The sequence below is a fragment of the Streptomyces sp. CB01580 genome (genome assembly GCF_001905795.1).
In the GTDB taxonomy this organism is placed as follows: domain Bacteria; phylum Actinomycetota; class Actinomycetes; order Streptomycetales; family Streptomycetaceae; genus Streptomyces.
Genome location: NZ_LIXJ01000002.1, coordinates 521,765 through 537,049 on the forward strand (window position 1 = coordinate 521,765; position 15,285 = coordinate 537,049).

General features: G+C 72.8%; 12 protein-coding genes. 6 read left to right on the forward strand and 6 right to left on the reverse strand.

The genetic code is table 11. The annotated features are described in order from the left end of the window. Nucleotides 1-138: 138 nt before the first annotated feature. From AMK22_RS04790 to AMK22_RS04810, 5 genes are all read left to right on the forward strand, one after another. Nucleotides 139-3,270: a sensor histidine kinase gene (locus AMK22_RS04790; RefSeq protein ID WP_073781927.1), complete on the forward strand. Its 3,132-nt coding sequence runs from the start codon at nt 139-141 to the stop codon at nt 3,268-3,270. Beyond that, nucleotides 3,267-3,746, forward strand: a complete 480-nt coding sequence (locus AMK22_RS04795) for a roadblock/LC7 domain-containing protein (protein ID WP_073781928.1) — start codon at nt 3,267-3,269, stop codon at nt 3,744-3,746. Before AMK22_RS04790 ends, AMK22_RS04795 begins: the two co-directional genes overlap by 4 nt. Further along, complete coding sequence (locus AMK22_RS04800; RefSeq protein WP_073781929.1) at nt 3,743-4,153, forward strand: DUF742 domain-containing protein; 411 nt, start codon at nt 3,743-3,745, stop codon at nt 4,151-4,153. Before AMK22_RS04795 ends, AMK22_RS04800 begins: the two co-directional genes overlap by 4 nt. Continuing rightward, nucleotides 4,134-4,781, forward strand: coding sequence for a GTP-binding protein (locus tag AMK22_RS04805; protein WP_073781930.1), 648 nt, complete (start codon nt 4,134-4,136; stop codon nt 4,779-4,781). The genes AMK22_RS04800 and AMK22_RS04805 overlap by 20 nt, the downstream gene beginning before the upstream one ends. Nucleotides 4,782-4,847: 66 nt before the next feature. Then, nucleotides 4,848-6,095: a styrene monooxygenase/indole monooxygenase family protein gene (locus AMK22_RS04810; RefSeq protein ID WP_073781931.1), complete on the forward strand. Its 1,248-nt coding sequence runs from the start codon at nt 4,848-4,850 to the stop codon at nt 6,093-6,095. Between the two features lie 86 nt (nt 6,096-6,181). Here the strand turns inward: AMK22_RS04810 and AMK22_RS04815 are convergent, their stop codons facing one another. The 5 genes from AMK22_RS04815 to AMK22_RS04835 all read right to left on the reverse strand — a co-directional run bounded on the left by AMK22_RS04815 (nt 6,182) and on the right by AMK22_RS04835 (nt 12,824). Then, the gene (locus AMK22_RS04815; RefSeq protein ID WP_073781932.1) at nt 6,182-7,402 is read right to left on the reverse strand and encodes a C40 family peptidase; all 1,221 of its coding nucleotides are present in this window, start codon (nt 7,400-7,402) and stop codon (nt 6,182-6,184) included. Nucleotides 7,403-7,600: 198 nt separating this feature from the next. Then, on the reverse strand, nt 7,601-10,228 hold the full coding sequence (locus AMK22_RS04820; protein WP_073781933.1) for an outer membrane protein assembly factor BamB family protein: 2,628 nt from the start codon (nt 10,226-10,228) through the stop codon (nt 7,601-7,603). A 95-nt stretch (nt 10,229-10,323) separates the two neighbouring features. Continuing rightward, nucleotides 10,324-10,590 (reverse strand): hypothetical protein, encoded by a 267-nt coding sequence (locus tag AMK22_RS04825; RefSeq protein ID WP_073781934.1) that lies wholly within the window; start codon nt 10,588-10,590, stop codon nt 10,324-10,326. Nucleotides 10,591-10,683: 93 nt separating this feature from the next. Further along, nucleotides 10,684-11,475 (reverse strand): TetR/AcrR family transcriptional regulator, encoded by a 792-nt coding sequence (locus tag AMK22_RS04830; RefSeq protein ID WP_073781935.1) that lies wholly within the window; start codon nt 11,473-11,475, stop codon nt 10,684-10,686. 413 nt (nt 11,476-11,888) lie between these two features. Next, nucleotides 11,889-12,824, reverse strand: coding sequence for an AurF N-oxygenase family protein (locus tag AMK22_RS04835; protein ID WP_073781936.1), 936 nt, complete (start codon nt 12,822-12,824; stop codon nt 11,889-11,891). A 259-nt stretch (nt 12,825-13,083) separates the two neighbouring features. Here AMK22_RS04835 and AMK22_RS04840 point away from each other — a divergent pair, with 259 nt between their 5' ends. Then, nucleotides 13,084-14,202: a ferritin-like domain-containing protein gene (locus AMK22_RS04840; RefSeq protein WP_073781937.1), complete on the forward strand. Its 1,119-nt coding sequence runs from the start codon at nt 13,084-13,086 to the stop codon at nt 14,200-14,202. A gap of 101 nt (nt 14,203-14,303) precedes the next feature. On the opposite strand, the gene AMK22_RS04845 is transcribed toward AMK22_RS04840, so the two are convergent. After that, complete coding sequence (locus tag AMK22_RS04845) at nt 14,304-15,185, reverse strand: alpha/beta fold hydrolase (protein WP_073781938.1); 882 nt, start codon at nt 15,183-15,185, stop codon at nt 14,304-14,306. Between the last annotated feature and the right edge of the window lie 100 nt (nt 15,186-15,285).

Consider the following 15,285-nt stretch of genomic DNA (forward strand, 5'->3'; position numbering starts at 1 on the left):
GCGGAGCGGTTGATGCGCGCCCCCTTCTCAAAAGCACTGGAATGGTCGGAAGCCGTACCAGGGGTCGGGGCGCTCGCTCACACGTGACCGCGCGTCACCTCTGCTTCAAGGGCGGACGAGTCAAGATTGCGAGCACCGGTGCAGAAGAAGCGGCCTCGGAGCAAGGGCGGCAAGAACAGCGGTTCCGGGGTGACGCCCCCGGCGCCCGCCGAGAGTGCGAGCACCCGACGAGCCGTGCGTGTGCGCAGCCGGCTGGTCGCCGGCGTGGCGCTCGTCGGAGTCACCGTCATCGCCGCGGGCGCCCCGGCGATCCTCGGCGCCTCCGCCGACCTGAACGAGTCGCAGCGGCTGGTCACCCTCGCCGAGTTGAACCAGCAGGCGATCGCGCTCGCGCACGCCCTCGCGGACGAACGCGACGACGCCGTCGCCCGCATCGCGGCCGGCCGTGACGGGAAGTCCGGGGAGAAGAAGGGCGGCTCCGGCGCCCGTGTCGACCGGCAGGTGAACGAGATCAGGCCGGCCGCCCCCGCAGCGCTGCGCCGCGACCTCGCCACCATCCCGTCCCTGCGCCGCGACGTGCTCGGCGGCAAGGGCACGGTGCTGGAGGCCCACCAGGCGTACTCCGAGATCATCGCCAGGCTCCACGACGTGGCCGCCGAACTCACGGAGAAGACCCCGCCGCGCGCCGCCGACGCCACCCGCGCCCCGCTCGCTCTCGGCCGGGCCACCGAGCAGGCGTCCGCCACCCGCGGGCTGCTGGTCGCCGCGCTCTCCGTGCCTCGGGCGGACACGGTCCCGCAGATCGACCCCGTCACCGGCCTGCCCGTGCAGGACCAGGACGGGGGCGGCGGCAAGGACGGCCGCACCCGTGACGAACTGAGCGCCGCCGCCCAGCAGGCCCGGGTCGCCGAACTCGCCTCGCTCGCCGACTTCGACCAGAGCGCCGGCTCCGCCACCCGCGACAAGCTGTCCACCACCGTCACCGGCCCCGAGGTCTCCAAGGCGGAGAAGTACCTCGACTCCCTCACCGACCGGCCCGAGCTGTCCGAGTCCGAGCAGCGGACCAGCGCCAAGAAGGTCGAGGAGGCGCTGTCCGCCCGGGTCGACCGGATGCGCGGCGTCGAGTCCGCCCTCGGCACCGAACAGGTCCGGCGCCTCGAACAGCTCCGTGACGACGACGTCACCGCGCTCGAACTGAGGATCGCGCTGCTCGGCGGCTGTCTGCTGATCGCGGTCGGTGTCTCGACGGCCGTGGCGCGCACCCTCACCCAGCCGCTCGCCGTCCTGCGGATCGGAGCCGCCCGCCTCGCGGCCGAGCCCGCCACCGCCGAGCCCATCCGCTACAAGGGCCGCAACGACGAGTTCGCCCAGGTCGTACAGTCCGTCAACGCCCTCCACGGCAGGCTCCGGGCCCTGCACGGCGAGCACGACGGCCGGGTCGAGAGCCTCCAGGCCGAACGGTCCGAACTGATCGCCGGACGCGAGGCGCTCACCCGCCAGCGCGCCGAACTCCAGGTCCTCACCACGGATCTGACCGCCCAGCTGGAGCGGCTGCGGGACACCGTCGACCACACGTTCGTCAACCTCTCGCTGCGCACGCTCGGTCTCGTCGAGCGTCAGCTCGGTGTCATCGAGAGCCTGGAGGAGCGGGAGGACGACCCGGAGCGGCTGGCCACCCTCTTCAAGCTCGACCACATGGCCACGGTCATGCGCCGGCACAGCGAGAACATGCTGGTTCTCGCGGGCGCCGAGCACGGGCACGGGCACGCGAACCCGATCCCGCTGGTGGACGTGGCGCGCGCCGCCGTCTCCGAGATCGAGCGGTACGAGCGGGTCACCATCCAAGCCCTGCCGCCGCACGCCCAGATCGCCGGCTTCGCCGCCGACGACCTCAGCCACCTCGTGGCCGAACTCCTGGAGAACGCGACCTCGTTCTCGCCCCCGGACTCCCGGGTCCAGCTCTCCGGCTGGCTGCTGGAGACCGGTGAGGTGATGCTCTCCGTCCAGGACGAGGGCATCGGGATGTCCGCCGAGCGGATTGCCGACCTCAACACCCGGCTCGCCGACCCCGCCCTGTTCGACTCGACGGGGCGGGACGACAAGGGGATGCCCGACGCGGGGCTCGGCCTCCACGTCACCGCCCTGCTGGCCGCGCGCCACGGCGTACGGGTCCAGCTGCGCGACCACACGGGCAGCGGGATCACCGCGGTCGTCGTGCTGCCCACGTCCCTGCTGCCGAAGGCTCCGCCGGTCGCCACGCCGACCCCGGTGAAGGTCGCCGGGGACGGCCCCGGACTCAACCTGCCCGGATCGGTCGCCGAGGCCAATTCCAACGCGCTGCCCACACGCACCACGCCCGGCGAGCAGGGCGACGACCCGCTGCCCGGACGCACCACGCCCGGCCAGCCGGGCGACGACCCGCTGATCGCCGCCGCCGAGCGCGCCATCCGCGCGGCCGAACCCGCGCCCGGCCCCGACCACGCCGTCGGTCACACCGCCGAACGCGGCACGGACCACCCCGCCGACCGGTCCGCGGACCGCACCCCGGCCCCGGAGGCCCCCGCAGTCCCCGGCCCGCAGGATCCCGCACCCGCTCCGGCCGCCGAGGCGGTCGAGGCCGAGTCCGAGATCACGATGCAGGTCCGGCTCCCGGCGGCTCCCGAGGCCACGGACGCCCCCGCGACCACGGCGCCCGACCCGTATCTCACCATCAACGACCCGTACGGCGTCGGTGCCGACCCGTACGCCGCAGGCGCCGCCCCCGTGCCCGCCCCGGCCGCCGCGGACGCGGACGCGTACGCCATCGGGCCCGACCGGCACGAGCGCACCACCGACGGGGCCCCCGAGCCGTACGCGCCGACGGGCACCCCCGAGCCGCACGCGGCGCCCGCACCGGCACCCGCCGCCGAGACCGTGCCGGCCCCCCGCCGGCCGGAGCAGCCGCAGCCGCATCAGGAGACCGTCACGGACAAGGGGCTGCCCAAGCGCACCCCCAGGGTCGTCAAGCCCAGCACGGAGCAGACCACCGAGCGCAAGGGAAGCCTGGACAAGGACGCGCTGCGCCGTCGGCTCGGCGGCTTCCACCAGGGCGCCAAGGACGGCCGCCGCGACGTCGAGGCGGAACTCGCCACGGCCCCGGCGACCGGTTCGTTCCCCGGGACCGCAGTACCCGCCGGGCGCACCCCGCACACCGACCACAGCGAGCCGGCCGACCGTATCAACGACCGAACCGATGAGACGGGGGACACAGTCGAGGAGGCACGCAGTTGACTGCGCCCAGCACATTCGGGCTGAGCACCGAGGCCCGGAACCTTCACTGGTTGCTGAGCAATCTGGTGGAGGAGGTGCCAGGGGTCCACTCGGTCACCGTCGTGTCGTCCGACGGGCTCATGCTGCTCTCCTCCGACCCCGGCCACCTGAACGCCCGGGCGACCGGCCGGCAGGACGGGCCCAAGGGGTCCAGCGCCGACCTGGCCACCATCGTCTCCGGTATCGGCAGTCTCACCCAGGGCGCCGCGAAGCTGATGGACGGTGGCGGGGTCAAGCAGACCATGGTCGCCATGGACGAGGGCAGCGTCTTCGTCATGTCGATCAGCGACGGCTCGCTGCTCGGTGTGCATGCCACCCCGGACTGCGACATGAGCGTCATCGCCTATCACATGGCGCTGTTCGTCGGCCGAGCCGGACACGTACTCACCCCCGAACTCCGCAGTGAGCTGCGCAAATCGATGGAGAGCACCCAGTGACGTCCGCCGCTGAACCCGCCCGCAGGCTCCCGGTCCGCGGGTCCGACCGAAGGCCCGCGCGAGTCCGCCCGTACTCGCTCACCGGCGGACGCACCCGCTTCGGCCACGTCCTGCTCGTCGAGACCTTCGTGGCCGCGCTCGAAGCACCCGAGGAGCGCCGCGAGCTGACCAATGGCAAGCAGCCCCGCCTGATGCCGGAGCTCCAGGCCATCGTCGAGCTCTGCCGCCGGATGCGTACGGTCGCGGAGATCTCCGCCCTGCTGAAGATGCCGCTCGGTGTGGTCCGGGTCCTGCTCAGCGACCTGGCCGACCAGGGAAAGATCCGCGTGTACGGGACCGGCCACGACGCCGGGCAGCCCGACCGCGCACTGCTCGAAAGGGTGCTCGATGGACTCCGTCGTCTCTGAGACGTCGCTCTTCGCCCCGCGCCGGCCGGGCGCCGTGGACCAGGCCGAGGAATCGCTGCAGTCCTGGCAGTTGGACCACACCCGGGCACCCATCGCCACCAAGATCGTGGTCGCGGGCGGTTTCGGCGTGGGCAAGACCACCTTCGTGGGGTCGGTCTCCGAGATCACCCCGCTGAAGACCGAAGCGATGATGACCCAGGCCAGTGAGGACACCGACGACCTCACCGCGACGCCCGACAAGCTCACGACGACCGTCGCGATGGACTTCGGCCGCATCACGCTCGCCGACGACCTCGTGCTGTACGTCTTCGGTACCCCGGGCCAGCAGCGCTTCTGGTTCATGTGGGACGACCTGGTGCGCGGGGCGATCGGCGCGATCGTGCTCGCCGACACCCGCCGCCTCGCCGACTGCTTCCCCGCGCTCGACTACTTCGAGAGCTGCGGCCTGCCCTACATCGTCGCTGTCAACCACTTCGAGGGAACCACGGAGTTCGAGGCGGAAGACGTCCGGGAGGCTCTGACCATCCCTCCGCACGTGCCTGTTGTGATCATGGACGCGCGTAACAGGATCACCGTCGTCGAGTCGCTGCTCGCCCTCGTCGGTCACGCCCTGGACGCCACCCCCTGACGGGACGGCCGGCCGCACCGGCCGGTCCTTCCGTGCGACAGTCACGCAGAACATCGGAGAACCGCGATGCGGAGAATACTCATAGTCGGGGCCGGGCAGTCCGGCCTCCAGCTCGCCCTCGGACTGCAGTCCAAGGGGTACGAAGTCACCCTGATGTCCAACCGCACCGCCGACGAGATCCGCTCCGGCCGGGTCATGTCGACGCAGTGCATGTTCCACACGGCGCTCCAGTACGAGCGCGACTACCAGCTCAACTTCTGGGAGTCGCAGGCCCCGCGCATCGAGGGCCTCGGGCTCTCGGTCGCCGCCCCCGACTCCTCGCGCGCCGTCGACTGGGTCGGCAAGCTGGACGGCTTCGCCCAGTCCGTCGACCAGCGCGTGAAGATGGCCGGCTGGATGGAGACGTTCGCCCAGCGCGGCGGTCAGCTCGTCATCCACGGCGCGGCCGTCTCCGACCTGGACTACTTCTCCCGCACCTACGACCTGGTGCTGGTCTCGGCCGGCAAGGGCGAGCTGGTCTCCATGTTCGCCCGGGACGCCTCGCGCTCCCCGTTCGACGCCCCGCAGCGCGCCCTGTCCGTCGCCTACGTCCACGGCATGGGCCCGCGCCCCGAGCATCCCGAGTTCGACGCGGTCCGCTGCAACCTGGTCCCCGGCGTCGGCGAACTCTTCGTGATGCCGACCCTGACCACGTCCGGCCGTGCCGACATCCTCTTCTGGGAGGGCGTCCCCGGCGGCCCGATCGACGTGTTCCAGGGCATCAAGGACCCCTCCGAGCACCTCGCCAAGACGCTGGAGCTCCTGGAGCGGTACCTGCCGTGGGAGTACGCCCGCGCCACCAAGGTCGAACTGACCGACGCGAACGGCACGTTGGCCGGCCGCTACGCCCCGACCGTCCGCAACCCGATCGGCCGGCTGCCCGGCGGTGGCCTGGTGCTCGGCGTCGCGGACGTCGTCGTCGCCAACGACCCGATCACCGGTCAGGGCTCCAACTCGGCCTCCAAGTGCGCCAACTCGTACCTGGACTCGATCCTCGAGCACGGCGACCGGCCGTTCGACGAGACCTGGATGCAGGCCACGTTCGACCGCTACTGGGAGACCGCGCAGCACGTCGTGAAGTGGACCAACGCGATGCTCGGCGTCCCGCCGGAGCACGTGCTGAACCTGCTCGGCGCGGGCAACCAGTTCCAGGCGATCGCCAACCGGTTCGCCAACGGCTTCAACAACCCGGCGGACTTCGAGAACTTCTTCTTCGACCCGGAGAAGACCAACGCGTACCTCGCCGAGGTGACGGGCACCGCCGCGGCGGTCTGACCACGACGGTCCGGGCCGGGCGCCCGTCGGATCACCGACGGGCGTCCGGCCCGGCCGCCTACGGGCCGTCCCGTTGGTGCCGGGGCCTATTCGGCAGGTGCGGAGGACGAGCCGTAGCCGGTGTCCGAGCCCGCGGTCGCGCCCTGGGGGAGCGGCGGGGGCGCGTAGGCGGCCAGCGGCGCGCTGCCCGGGTCCGGCCGTACGGCGCCCAGCAGCGGATTGGACGCCACCGGCGACACCTTCACCCGTGTGCCGGGCCGGGGGGCCTGCACCACCAGGCCGTTGCCGATGTACAGCGCCACATGAGTGGCCTTCGGGAAGTAGATCACCAGGTCGCCCGGACGCAGCGCGTTCAGCTGCACCCTGTTCAGCTGCCGCCACTGTTCCTGCGAGGTCCGGGGGATGGGCCGGCCCGCCCTCGCCCACGCCCACGAGGTGAGACCGGAGCAGTCGAACGAGTCGGGGCCCTCGGCGCCCCACACGTACGGCTTGCCGACCTGCTCGATCGCGTACCGCACCGCCTCGCCGCCCGCCGAGGAGGGTGCTCCGGCGGCGGGCAGCGCCCTGGACGCGACCAGGGCGTCCTGGGCCCTCGTCATGCCCTCCTGCTCCAGCCGGGACAGTTCGGCGAGCTCTGCGGCCGACAGCGTGGCCAGCTTCTTCTGGACGGCTTCGAGGCGGGAGCGCACGGTGTCCCGCTGCTTCTTCCGCTGCGCGGTCAGGACCTTCTGCCGGTCCAGTACCTTGCGGGATTCGGCGGCGAGTCCGTCGGCGAGCTTCTCGGCCGCCGTGAGCCGCTGCACCGTCGCCGCCCGTCCGACCGCCATACGCCGGACCACATGCTCCTGGTCCAGAAAGTGCTCGGGGTCGCGGGACAGCAGCAGCCGCACGTACGAGGAGAGGTCGGACCGGCCCTGGTACTGCTCCCGGGCCAGCCGCCCCGCCTCCTCGCGGCTCCGGGCCAGGGCGGCCCGCGCGGTGGCGAGGGAGGCGTCGAGCCTCTTCGCCTGCGCCGCGCGCTTCTTCAGCTCCGCGGCGGTGCCGTTGTACGCCTCGGTGGCCTCCTCGGCCTGCTGGTACAGCTTCCGCAGCCGGGTGAGGAGCTGCGCGACACCGCCCCGGCCCGGTCCCGGTGCTGGTGCCGCTACGGACGCCGATGCCGGAACCGGTGCCCTGGGGTCGCCGGGAGGCGTCTCCGTGCCGCCCGTCGGGGAGCCCGGGGTCGCCCGGGCCGCGGTCGCGGACGAGGCCACGACGACCATGGAGAGGACCACGGTGCACATCGCACGCGGGAATCCGCCTGACACGACATCACCTCCGGGTACGGGGTGCATCACGAAACCACCCCGTAAGTGGGCGTAACGGTCAATACGGTCACTCGGTGCCGGGCGAATGCAAGGACCCGTGCGGTGTGGCGGCATGCCGGTTCACCCGGAGGGCGGCTGGTGCGTGCCGACGCGTCGGCACGCCGCGAGCCTTCCGGCGGACCTCTTCGGGCGCGGGCTTCAGGCGACGGGGAAGGCGTAGAAGACCCGGTCCCGTTGGACGATCGCGGTGCCGTCGGTGGCCAGCACGCGGTACGGGGCGGTGACCGTCGGACCGTCCGGCTCCTGGGCCCCGATGTCCTGGAACTTCCACAGCCGCCGTCCGTCCTGTGCGGCGAAGGCGGTGACCTGGGAGACGCCCGAGGCCAGCAGCGTCCTGCCGGTCGTGCTGACCGTCACCGCAGGGGCGGCGGTGCCGGGGACGGCCTCCGTCGAGCGACGCCAGCGGAGCCGGCCCGTCGCCCGCTCGACCGCGCCCACCTCCTGGCCGAGGTTGCTGATGTGCAGCAGCGTGCCGCTGACGACCGGGGTGCCGTACGGGGCGCCGCCGGTGCCGTTCAGCGTCCACTTCGGCTTGCCCGTGGGTGTCTCGAACGCCTGGAGGCCGTCGCCGACCGCCGCGTACAGCAGCCCCTGCTCGTCGCCCGTGGCCGCGCCGGCCGGTGCGACCGCGCCGATCGCCCTGGCCCACAGTTGCTTCCCGGTCTTCCGGTCGAAGCTCCGGAAGACGGCCTTCCCCTTGGCCGCCCCGACGTCGGCGGGGGTGAGCGTGGCCGGGGTCTGGCGCACCACGACATCGTTCTCCCGGACCGCGATCACCCGGTAGGCGGGGGCGGCGGGGCCGCGCCCGGTCGGCACCGGGGTGCGCCACAGCTCCGCGCGGCGCACGACGTCGTGGGCGAACAGGTAGGAGTTGACGACCTGATGGTCCTTGCCGCGCTTCTTGCCCTTCTTCGGGGGCGGGGCCTTGACCGTGACCTTGTGCGAGCCGGTGAACCAGACCACGGGCCCGGACGCGCCCACGACCCCCGCGACCGCGAGATCCGGAGCGCCGGGGAGCCGTTCCGCGTGGGCCTCCCGGTGCACGACCTTGCCGTCCTTCGCGGACAGCCACAGGAACTCCGCCGGGGCGGCGACGAAGCAGAGGTCCTTCCCGGCCGTCAGCACGGTGTGGCCCTTGGCGGCCTCCGGGCTCGCCCAGAGGCGGCGTCCGGTGCGCAGGTCGACCGCGGTCGCCCCGTTCTCGCCGGTCAGCACCAGCAGCCGGTCGTTCCAGAGGGCGGCGGCGAGCGGGGACGGCTCGGCCGCCGGATGCCGGTACACCCAGCGCGGGCGCGGCGGAAGCCCCGCCACGGCGGCCCGGCTCGGCGCGGGCCTGGGATCGTCCGTCGCTCCGTCGTCGGACGCGAGTGCGAACGCCCCGCCGCCACCGACCGCCAGCCCCGCGACACCGGCCGCGAGCCCGATGAACAGGCCGCGCCGGTCGACACCGGGCCGAGCGGGTGAGGCGGACGGGACGGTGGGGGCGGGAGAGACGGGAGCGGCGGGGGATGCCGCGGGGGCCACGAGCGGGAGCGGCGCCGACGGGAGGGGCGGCGCGGGCGCGGCGGCCGGGGCGGGCATCGGCGCGGGGGAGGGGGACGCGGGTGACGCGGGGGCGCCGGTGAGCTCCTGCGGCACGGACAGCTGGGTGGTGGCCCGGTCGGTCGTCGGCACGCGGCGCGCGATGTTCCCGAGCTGCGTGGTACCGGTGTCCGTGGCGGCAGGGGATTCCGCGGCGGGTGCGGGTGCGGGTGCGGGGGCAGGGGCAGGGGTGGCCCGCGCAGTCGGTTCGGCGGCCGGTGATTGCGGCAGGTGGCCGGTCGCGCTCAACTCCCGTGTCCGAAGCGACTGTTCCCTCACCGCGACCACCAGACGCTCCGGCAGCCAGCCGTCCTTTGCCAGGTCCGCCGATCCCTGTGGGGCCAGTTCGGAGGCCACCGTCCCCGCGTCGGGCCGGTCGGCGGGGTCCTTCGCCAGGCAGCAGGCGATCAGGCCGCGCAACTCCTCGGGTACCGCACCGAGTTCGGGATCCGTGCGGGCGATGCGTTCGGCGCCCTCGGCGGCCGGGCCGTCGGCGAGCGGGGTCGTGCCGGTCGCCGCGTACGCCAGCAGCAGGCCGAGCACGAAGAGGTCGGACGCGGGGCCGGGCTCCTCGCCCTCGACCTGCTCGGGGGTGAGGTAGCCGAGCCGTACCGACAACTGCCCGCCGGGCCGGGCCTCGGCGGCGGCCGCGGCGCCCAGCGGGCCGAATGCCGTGAGCCGGGGGCCGTCCTCTGCCAGCAGCACCGTCCGGGGAGCCAGCCCCTGGAGCACGGCCCCGGTGGCGTGGACCCGGGAGAGGGTCCCGGCGAGGCCCGCCCCGAGTACCCGTACGGCGTGCTCGGGGAGCGGGCCCGAGACCTCGATGGCGTCGGCGAGCGTCAGGGCGGGCACGTAGGGCGCGGCCGTCCAGGGCAGTTCGCCGTCCGTGCCGTCGACGGGGGTGCCGGACCCCGGCCGTTCCCCGTCGCCGTCCCCGTCCGCGGCCAGCAGGGCCGCCGTACGGGCCTCCGCCTGGAACCGGCGCCGGAAGGCGGGCAGTACGGCGAGTCCGGGGCGGGCGGCGGTGACCACGACGGCCGGTTCCGTGCCGTCCGCGGCCGGCCCGGACTCACCGGCGGACGTCCCGTGCGCGAGGTACTGCACGGCGCTCGCGGTCTCCCGGAGCCGCGCCAGCAAGGCGTACGGTCCGATGCGACGTGGATCGTCCTGACGCAGCGCCTCCATGGCGCACCCCCTTGCTGACCGCTGACCGCTGACCGTGCCCGGCATCAGAGCGTCGATCTTACGACCTCGCCCACGTCCGGACCGGGCCCGTCCCCTCAGTTCGGCTTCGACCAGGGCCACTTGGGGCTGTGCCGCGTCCGACCCTCGGGGACGTACTCGTACACCCAGCCGCGTTGGATCCCCAGCCGCTTGGTGTGACCGGCCGGCGCCCTGCGGTACGCGTGCACGGTGGCGGGACCTCCGTCTGCGGCCGGCACCGGGACCTCGTACCACTTGGGGGGATGACCGGTCGGGCCGACCAGGACGGGCAGGACCCGCCCGTCCAGCGGGCCGCCGGTGAAGGGTGTGTTCTCGCTTCGCACATCCCCAGTCTCACCCACCGGCCGGCTCCCGGGACGCCGCGGTGCCGCCGACGCCCCGATGTCTCCACGCCCCGACGTTCCGGGAAGGGCCGATCATCCCCCGGGAAGCCCCGATGCGCCGGGAGCGGCCGGTCGGCGCTCGGGCAGCAGGTGGGCCGCCCCGCCGACGACCGGGAGCAACCGCTGTGCGAGCCGCCCGGCCGGGCCCGCCTCGTCCTCCAGCGACAGGAGCGCCGCCACCGCCGCCGCGGCCTCCGGATCCGTCGCCGCCGTCGTGGCCAGCATCCCGATCAGCTGGTCCACCAGCCAGTCGCGCAGCTCGGACGCGGCGGGCCGCTTGCCCTCGTCCAGCCAGATCAACGACGCCGCCTCGACGGCGGCGATCCAGGTGCGCACCATCATCCGCAGCCGGGGCCCGGGACCCGGCCCCTCGCCGCCCCGGCCCAGGTGCAGCAGGATCTGTTCGGCCGCCGCCCGCCGCACCTCGTCCACGATCGCCGTCGTACGGGACGTCTCGACGACGCTGCCGCCCCGCAGCAGCGCGCTGAACCCGGTGTCGTGCTCGTCCACGAAGGCCAGGTACCGGTCCAGTACCCGCAGCACCCGTACCGTGGGCGGGCCCGCGGGCGGCTCGTTGAAGCACAGGATCAGCTCCTCGGCGGCGGACCGCAGCGCCGCCTCGTACAACTGCTGCCGCCCGCCCGGGAAGTAGCGGTACACCAGCGGGCGGGAGACCCCGGCGACCACCGCGACCTCGTCGAGCGACACCTCGTCGGGCGCCCGGTGGGCGAACAGGGTGAGCGCCGCGGCGAGGAGCTGGGAGCGGCGTTCCTCGACACTGAGCCTTCGGTACGCGCGATTCGGCGGGGCGGCGGCAGAGGTCATACGAGGCAGCCTAACGACCTCGCCCACGACGGACAGTGGGAGAAGGAGCGGTTTCTGGGGCCTTGGAATCCGAGGCGGAGGAGGGAGCCGGATGGGGTCTCCCCTGCTCGAAAGCAGCTGAGAGCTCGGGGAAGGAGCGTCGGCAACTGACGACAACGCCGGAGGCGGAGGTCCCGGACACCGCGACGCCGCTGACCATCGTGGGCGAGGTCGTAAGCGAGCCCTGTCGCACGGGGACCGGCCGCGAGCGACCCGGCCGCGAGCGACCCGGCCGCGAGCGACCCGGCCGCGAGCGACCCGGCCGCGAGCGACACGACCGTGACCGGATCCGGCCGCCCGGCCCGCGCCCGACCCCGGTGACCGGACCGCGGCCGGACCTACGTGGGACCCGGGCCCGCCGCGTCCGTTCCCGTTCAGGCCAGCAGGCCGGAGCTCCTCCACAGCCTGCGTCCCAGCCCGTTCAGCACCCCGATGTCGTCGAAGAAGTCCGTCAGCCGCTTCGCGCCGTTCTGCATGACCTCCGCCCGGTGGCGGCTCGCCTTCACCTGGGCGACGGCCTCGCGGCGGTCCAGGCCGACGTTCTCGTACACCTGCGGGTTGACGAAGCAGACGGAGAAGACGCGGGCCGCCTCGCCGCAGCTGAGCCGGGTCAGTTCGCGTTCCCAGCGCGGGGCGGTCACCATCTGGCGGCGCAGTTCCTCGCGCGCGTACCGGACGTGCCGGGCCTCCTCGACCACGTGGATGCGGGTCACGCCACGCACCAGCGGCTGGACGCGCTCGTCCGGGAAGGTCAGGCGCTGCATCCAGTCGAGGATCTCCTCGCCGAGCAGGGTCGCCGCGAACGAGCCGGGCGTGGTGGAGACGGTCTTCAGCACCCGCGCGAGGTTGTGATAGACGCGCGGTACGGGGTAGTCGGGCGCCCCGCTCCACTTGATCATGCGGCCGAACATCATCGAGTGCCGGCACTCGTCGGCTATCTCGGTGAGCGCGTAGCGGACGTGGTCGCTGGTCACCGGCCGGTCGTAGATGTGCCGGACCAGCAGCTGCATGAGGATGATCTCGAACCAGATGCCGAGCGAGGCCAGCGACGCCGCCTCGTGCCGGGACAGGTCGAGCCGCTGCTCCTCGGACATCCGCCGCCACAGCGGGGTGTCGTAGAGCGAGACGAGCTCGGGCGGCCAGTGCCACTTGCCGTCCTCGGGCGGCGAGCCCCAGTCGAGCTCCTTGTCCGGATCGAAGGAGTGCTTGGCCGAGGAGTCGAGCAGGCGCGCGGCGATCTGTTCGCGGTCCCGGAGCGGGCCGATCGCGTCGCGGAGCAGCCGCACGTCACGTTCGGTCACTGGAGTCATGGCGGGGGTACCTCTCACAAGGGCGACAAGAGGGATGAAGGTGGCAATGGGAAATCGGAGCGAGGGCGGAGATGGGGGCGGCCGGGGCGATCGGTCGGTGTTACCGGCGGTCACTCCTTATAAGACTGCCTGTCAGTAAAGTCGTCAATCCCTTGCGCGCAACTTGTTGACCCGGTGTCTATCAGCGTGTGAACCTGCCAACCGATGTGACAGGCAAGGAACGTGACGGATTACGTACGCGAGGCGTGAGGAGCCGTCCATGTCGACGCTCGACCTGTACACCACCGCCCCCGACGCACCGCTGTGGCAGGTGCCCGCCACCGGAGCCGCCCGCTTCAGCTGGGACTACGACGACGGCCGTGAACGCCTGCTCGCCCTCTACCAGAAGGGCAAGGACAAGCAGTGGGACGGCAACAAGCGCATCGATTGGTCCCTGGAGGTCGACCCCTTGGACCCGCTCGGTGCGCCCGACGACGCCCTGACCCTGTACGGCACGCCGCACTGGGCGAAGATGACCGACAAGGACCGGGGCGAACTGCGCAAGCACTACGCCTCCTGGCAGTTCAGTCAGTTCCTCCACGGTGAACAGGGCGCCATGGTCTGCGCGGCCAGGATCGTGGAGTCCGTACCCGACCTCGACGCGAAGTTCTACTCCGCGACCCAGGCCATGGACGAGGCCCGGCACGCGGAGATATACGGCCGGTTCCTGCATGAGAAGATCGGGATGCTCTACCCGGTCAACGACAGCCTCCAGGCGCTGCTGGGCGACACCCTGCGCGACTCCCGCTGGGACATGCCGTACCTCGGCATGCAGGTTCTCATCGAAGGACTCGCCCTGGCCGCGTTCGGCATGATCCGCGACACCACGGACAAGCCGCTGCCCAAGCAGATCCTCGCCTACGTCATGCAGGACGAGGCCCGCCATGTCGCCTTCGGGCGGATGGCGCTGCGCGACTACTACGGGCAACTGAGCGATGCCGAGCGCCGTGAGCGCGAGGAGTTCGTCATCGAGGGCTGCTACCTGATGCGGGACCGGCTCCGGGGCGTCGAGGTGCTGGAGAACTTCGGCATAGGCAAGGAGGAGGCGCACGCGCTGTCCGAGCGTTCGCCGTTCCTCCAGCTCTTCCGCAGGCTGCTGTTCAGCCGGATCGTGCCGTGCGTCAAGGACATCGGGCTGTGGGGCGAACGGCTCCAGCAGGCGTACGTGGACATGGGCGTCCTCGAACTCGGCGACACCAACCTGGACCTGCTGATGACCCAGGACGAGGAACTGGCCGAGCGACTGGACCGGGAACGCTTCGCGGCGGAGGAGAGCGCCCGGGTCGCCGAGGTCGAGGAGGCGGTGGCGCACGGCGCGTCGAGCACGCAGGGGGAGTAGCGCGGGCGGGCCTCCGGCGTGCCGGCCGGGGGCGGGACCCGCCCGCGCGCAACGCGTGGGCCCGGTGGGCGCCCGGGGCCGTCGCCCCCGCGCTCACCGGCTCAGAGTCGCGCGACGAACCCCCGTACCAGCTCCGCCACCCGCTCGGGGGCCTCCAGCAGCATCGCGTGCGTCGCCTCGATGCCCTCGACGGTGATGCCCGCCCGCTCGGACGCCAGCTCCGCCAGATCCCGGGCCAGGCCGTGCCCGTACGCCTCCGTCATCCCGTCCAGCCACTCCATGCCGGGGGTCGCCGGTACCCGGTGCAGGGCCCGGACCAGCAGCAGCGGACAGGGGACGCGGCGGAACAACGCGAAGAGATCGAGGGCGTCCATGGCGTCCAGCATCTCCAGGGCGCACTCCCGCTCCGGCAGCAACTGCCACCCACCGTCCGGGAGTTCACGCACGGACGCGCGGAACGACGCCTCCGCCCGCTCGTACGGAATGCCCAGCCCCACGCTGTACGCGGCCTGCTGCTCCACGTACTCCGCGGGCATCCGCAGCCCCGCCGAGGCCCGTGCCATGGCCCCGATGTCGGCCAGCCGACGCGCCACCTCGTCCGGGTCCATCCCCGGGTACTGCGCGGGCGTGCCCCACCAGAAGCCGTCCAGGTCCACGGCTCCCGGCACGCGGTCCGGCCGCTCGACGGCGTACGAGGCGGCCACCATCCCGCCCAGCGAGTGCCCGACCGGGACCACCGGGCCCGCGATCCCCAGGGCGTTCAGCGTCTCGTCCAGGTCGTCCAGCACCGCGTCGAACGACCACGACGAGGCGGTGCCGAGGCCGTGCCCGGGCAGGTCGACGGCGAGCACCCGGTGACCGGGGCCGAGGTGCGGCACCACGGCGTCCCAGTCGGCGAGGGAGCGCGAGGCGGCGTGCAGGAGAAGAAGGACCGGCCCGCCGTCGGAGCCGCCACCGTGATCGCGTAAGTGAAGAACAGTCATGCGACCACGGTAGGGCGTGGAAAACGGAGCGAGATCATCCGACGGCACGACGGAACGGGGCCTTCTCCGGGGCCATAATGGATGTGCGCCGTCCGTCGGG

What these genes read in the sequence shown, in the direction of transcription:
- AMK22_RS04805 (WP_073781930.1), top strand. Translation starts at nt 4,134, where the DNA reads ATGGACTCCGTCGTCTCTGAGACGTCGCTCTTCGCCCCGCGCCGGCCG.
- AMK22_RS04810 (WP_073781931.1), top strand. Translation starts at nt 4,848, where the DNA reads ATGCGGAGAATACTCATAGTCGGGGCCGGGCAGTCCGGCCTCCAGCTC.
- AMK22_RS04820 (WP_073781933.1), bottom strand. Translation starts at nt 10,228, where the DNA reads ATGGAGGCGCTGCGTCAGGACGATCCACGTCGCATCGGACCGTACGCC.
- AMK22_RS04830 (WP_073781935.1), bottom strand. Translation starts at nt 11,475, where the DNA reads ATGACCTCTGCCGCCGCCCCGCCGAATCGCGCGTACCGAAGGCTCAGT.
- AMK22_RS04835 (WP_073781936.1), bottom strand. Translation starts at nt 12,824, where the DNA reads ATGACTCCAGTGACCGAACGTGACGTGCGGCTGCTCCGCGACGCGATC.
- AMK22_RS04840 (WP_073781937.1), top strand. Translation starts at nt 13,084, where the DNA reads ATGTCGACGCTCGACCTGTACACCACCGCCCCCGACGCACCGCTGTGG.
- AMK22_RS04845 (WP_073781938.1), bottom strand. Translation starts at nt 15,185, where the DNA reads ATGACTGTTCTTCACTTACGCGATCACGGTGGCGGCTCCGACGGCGGG.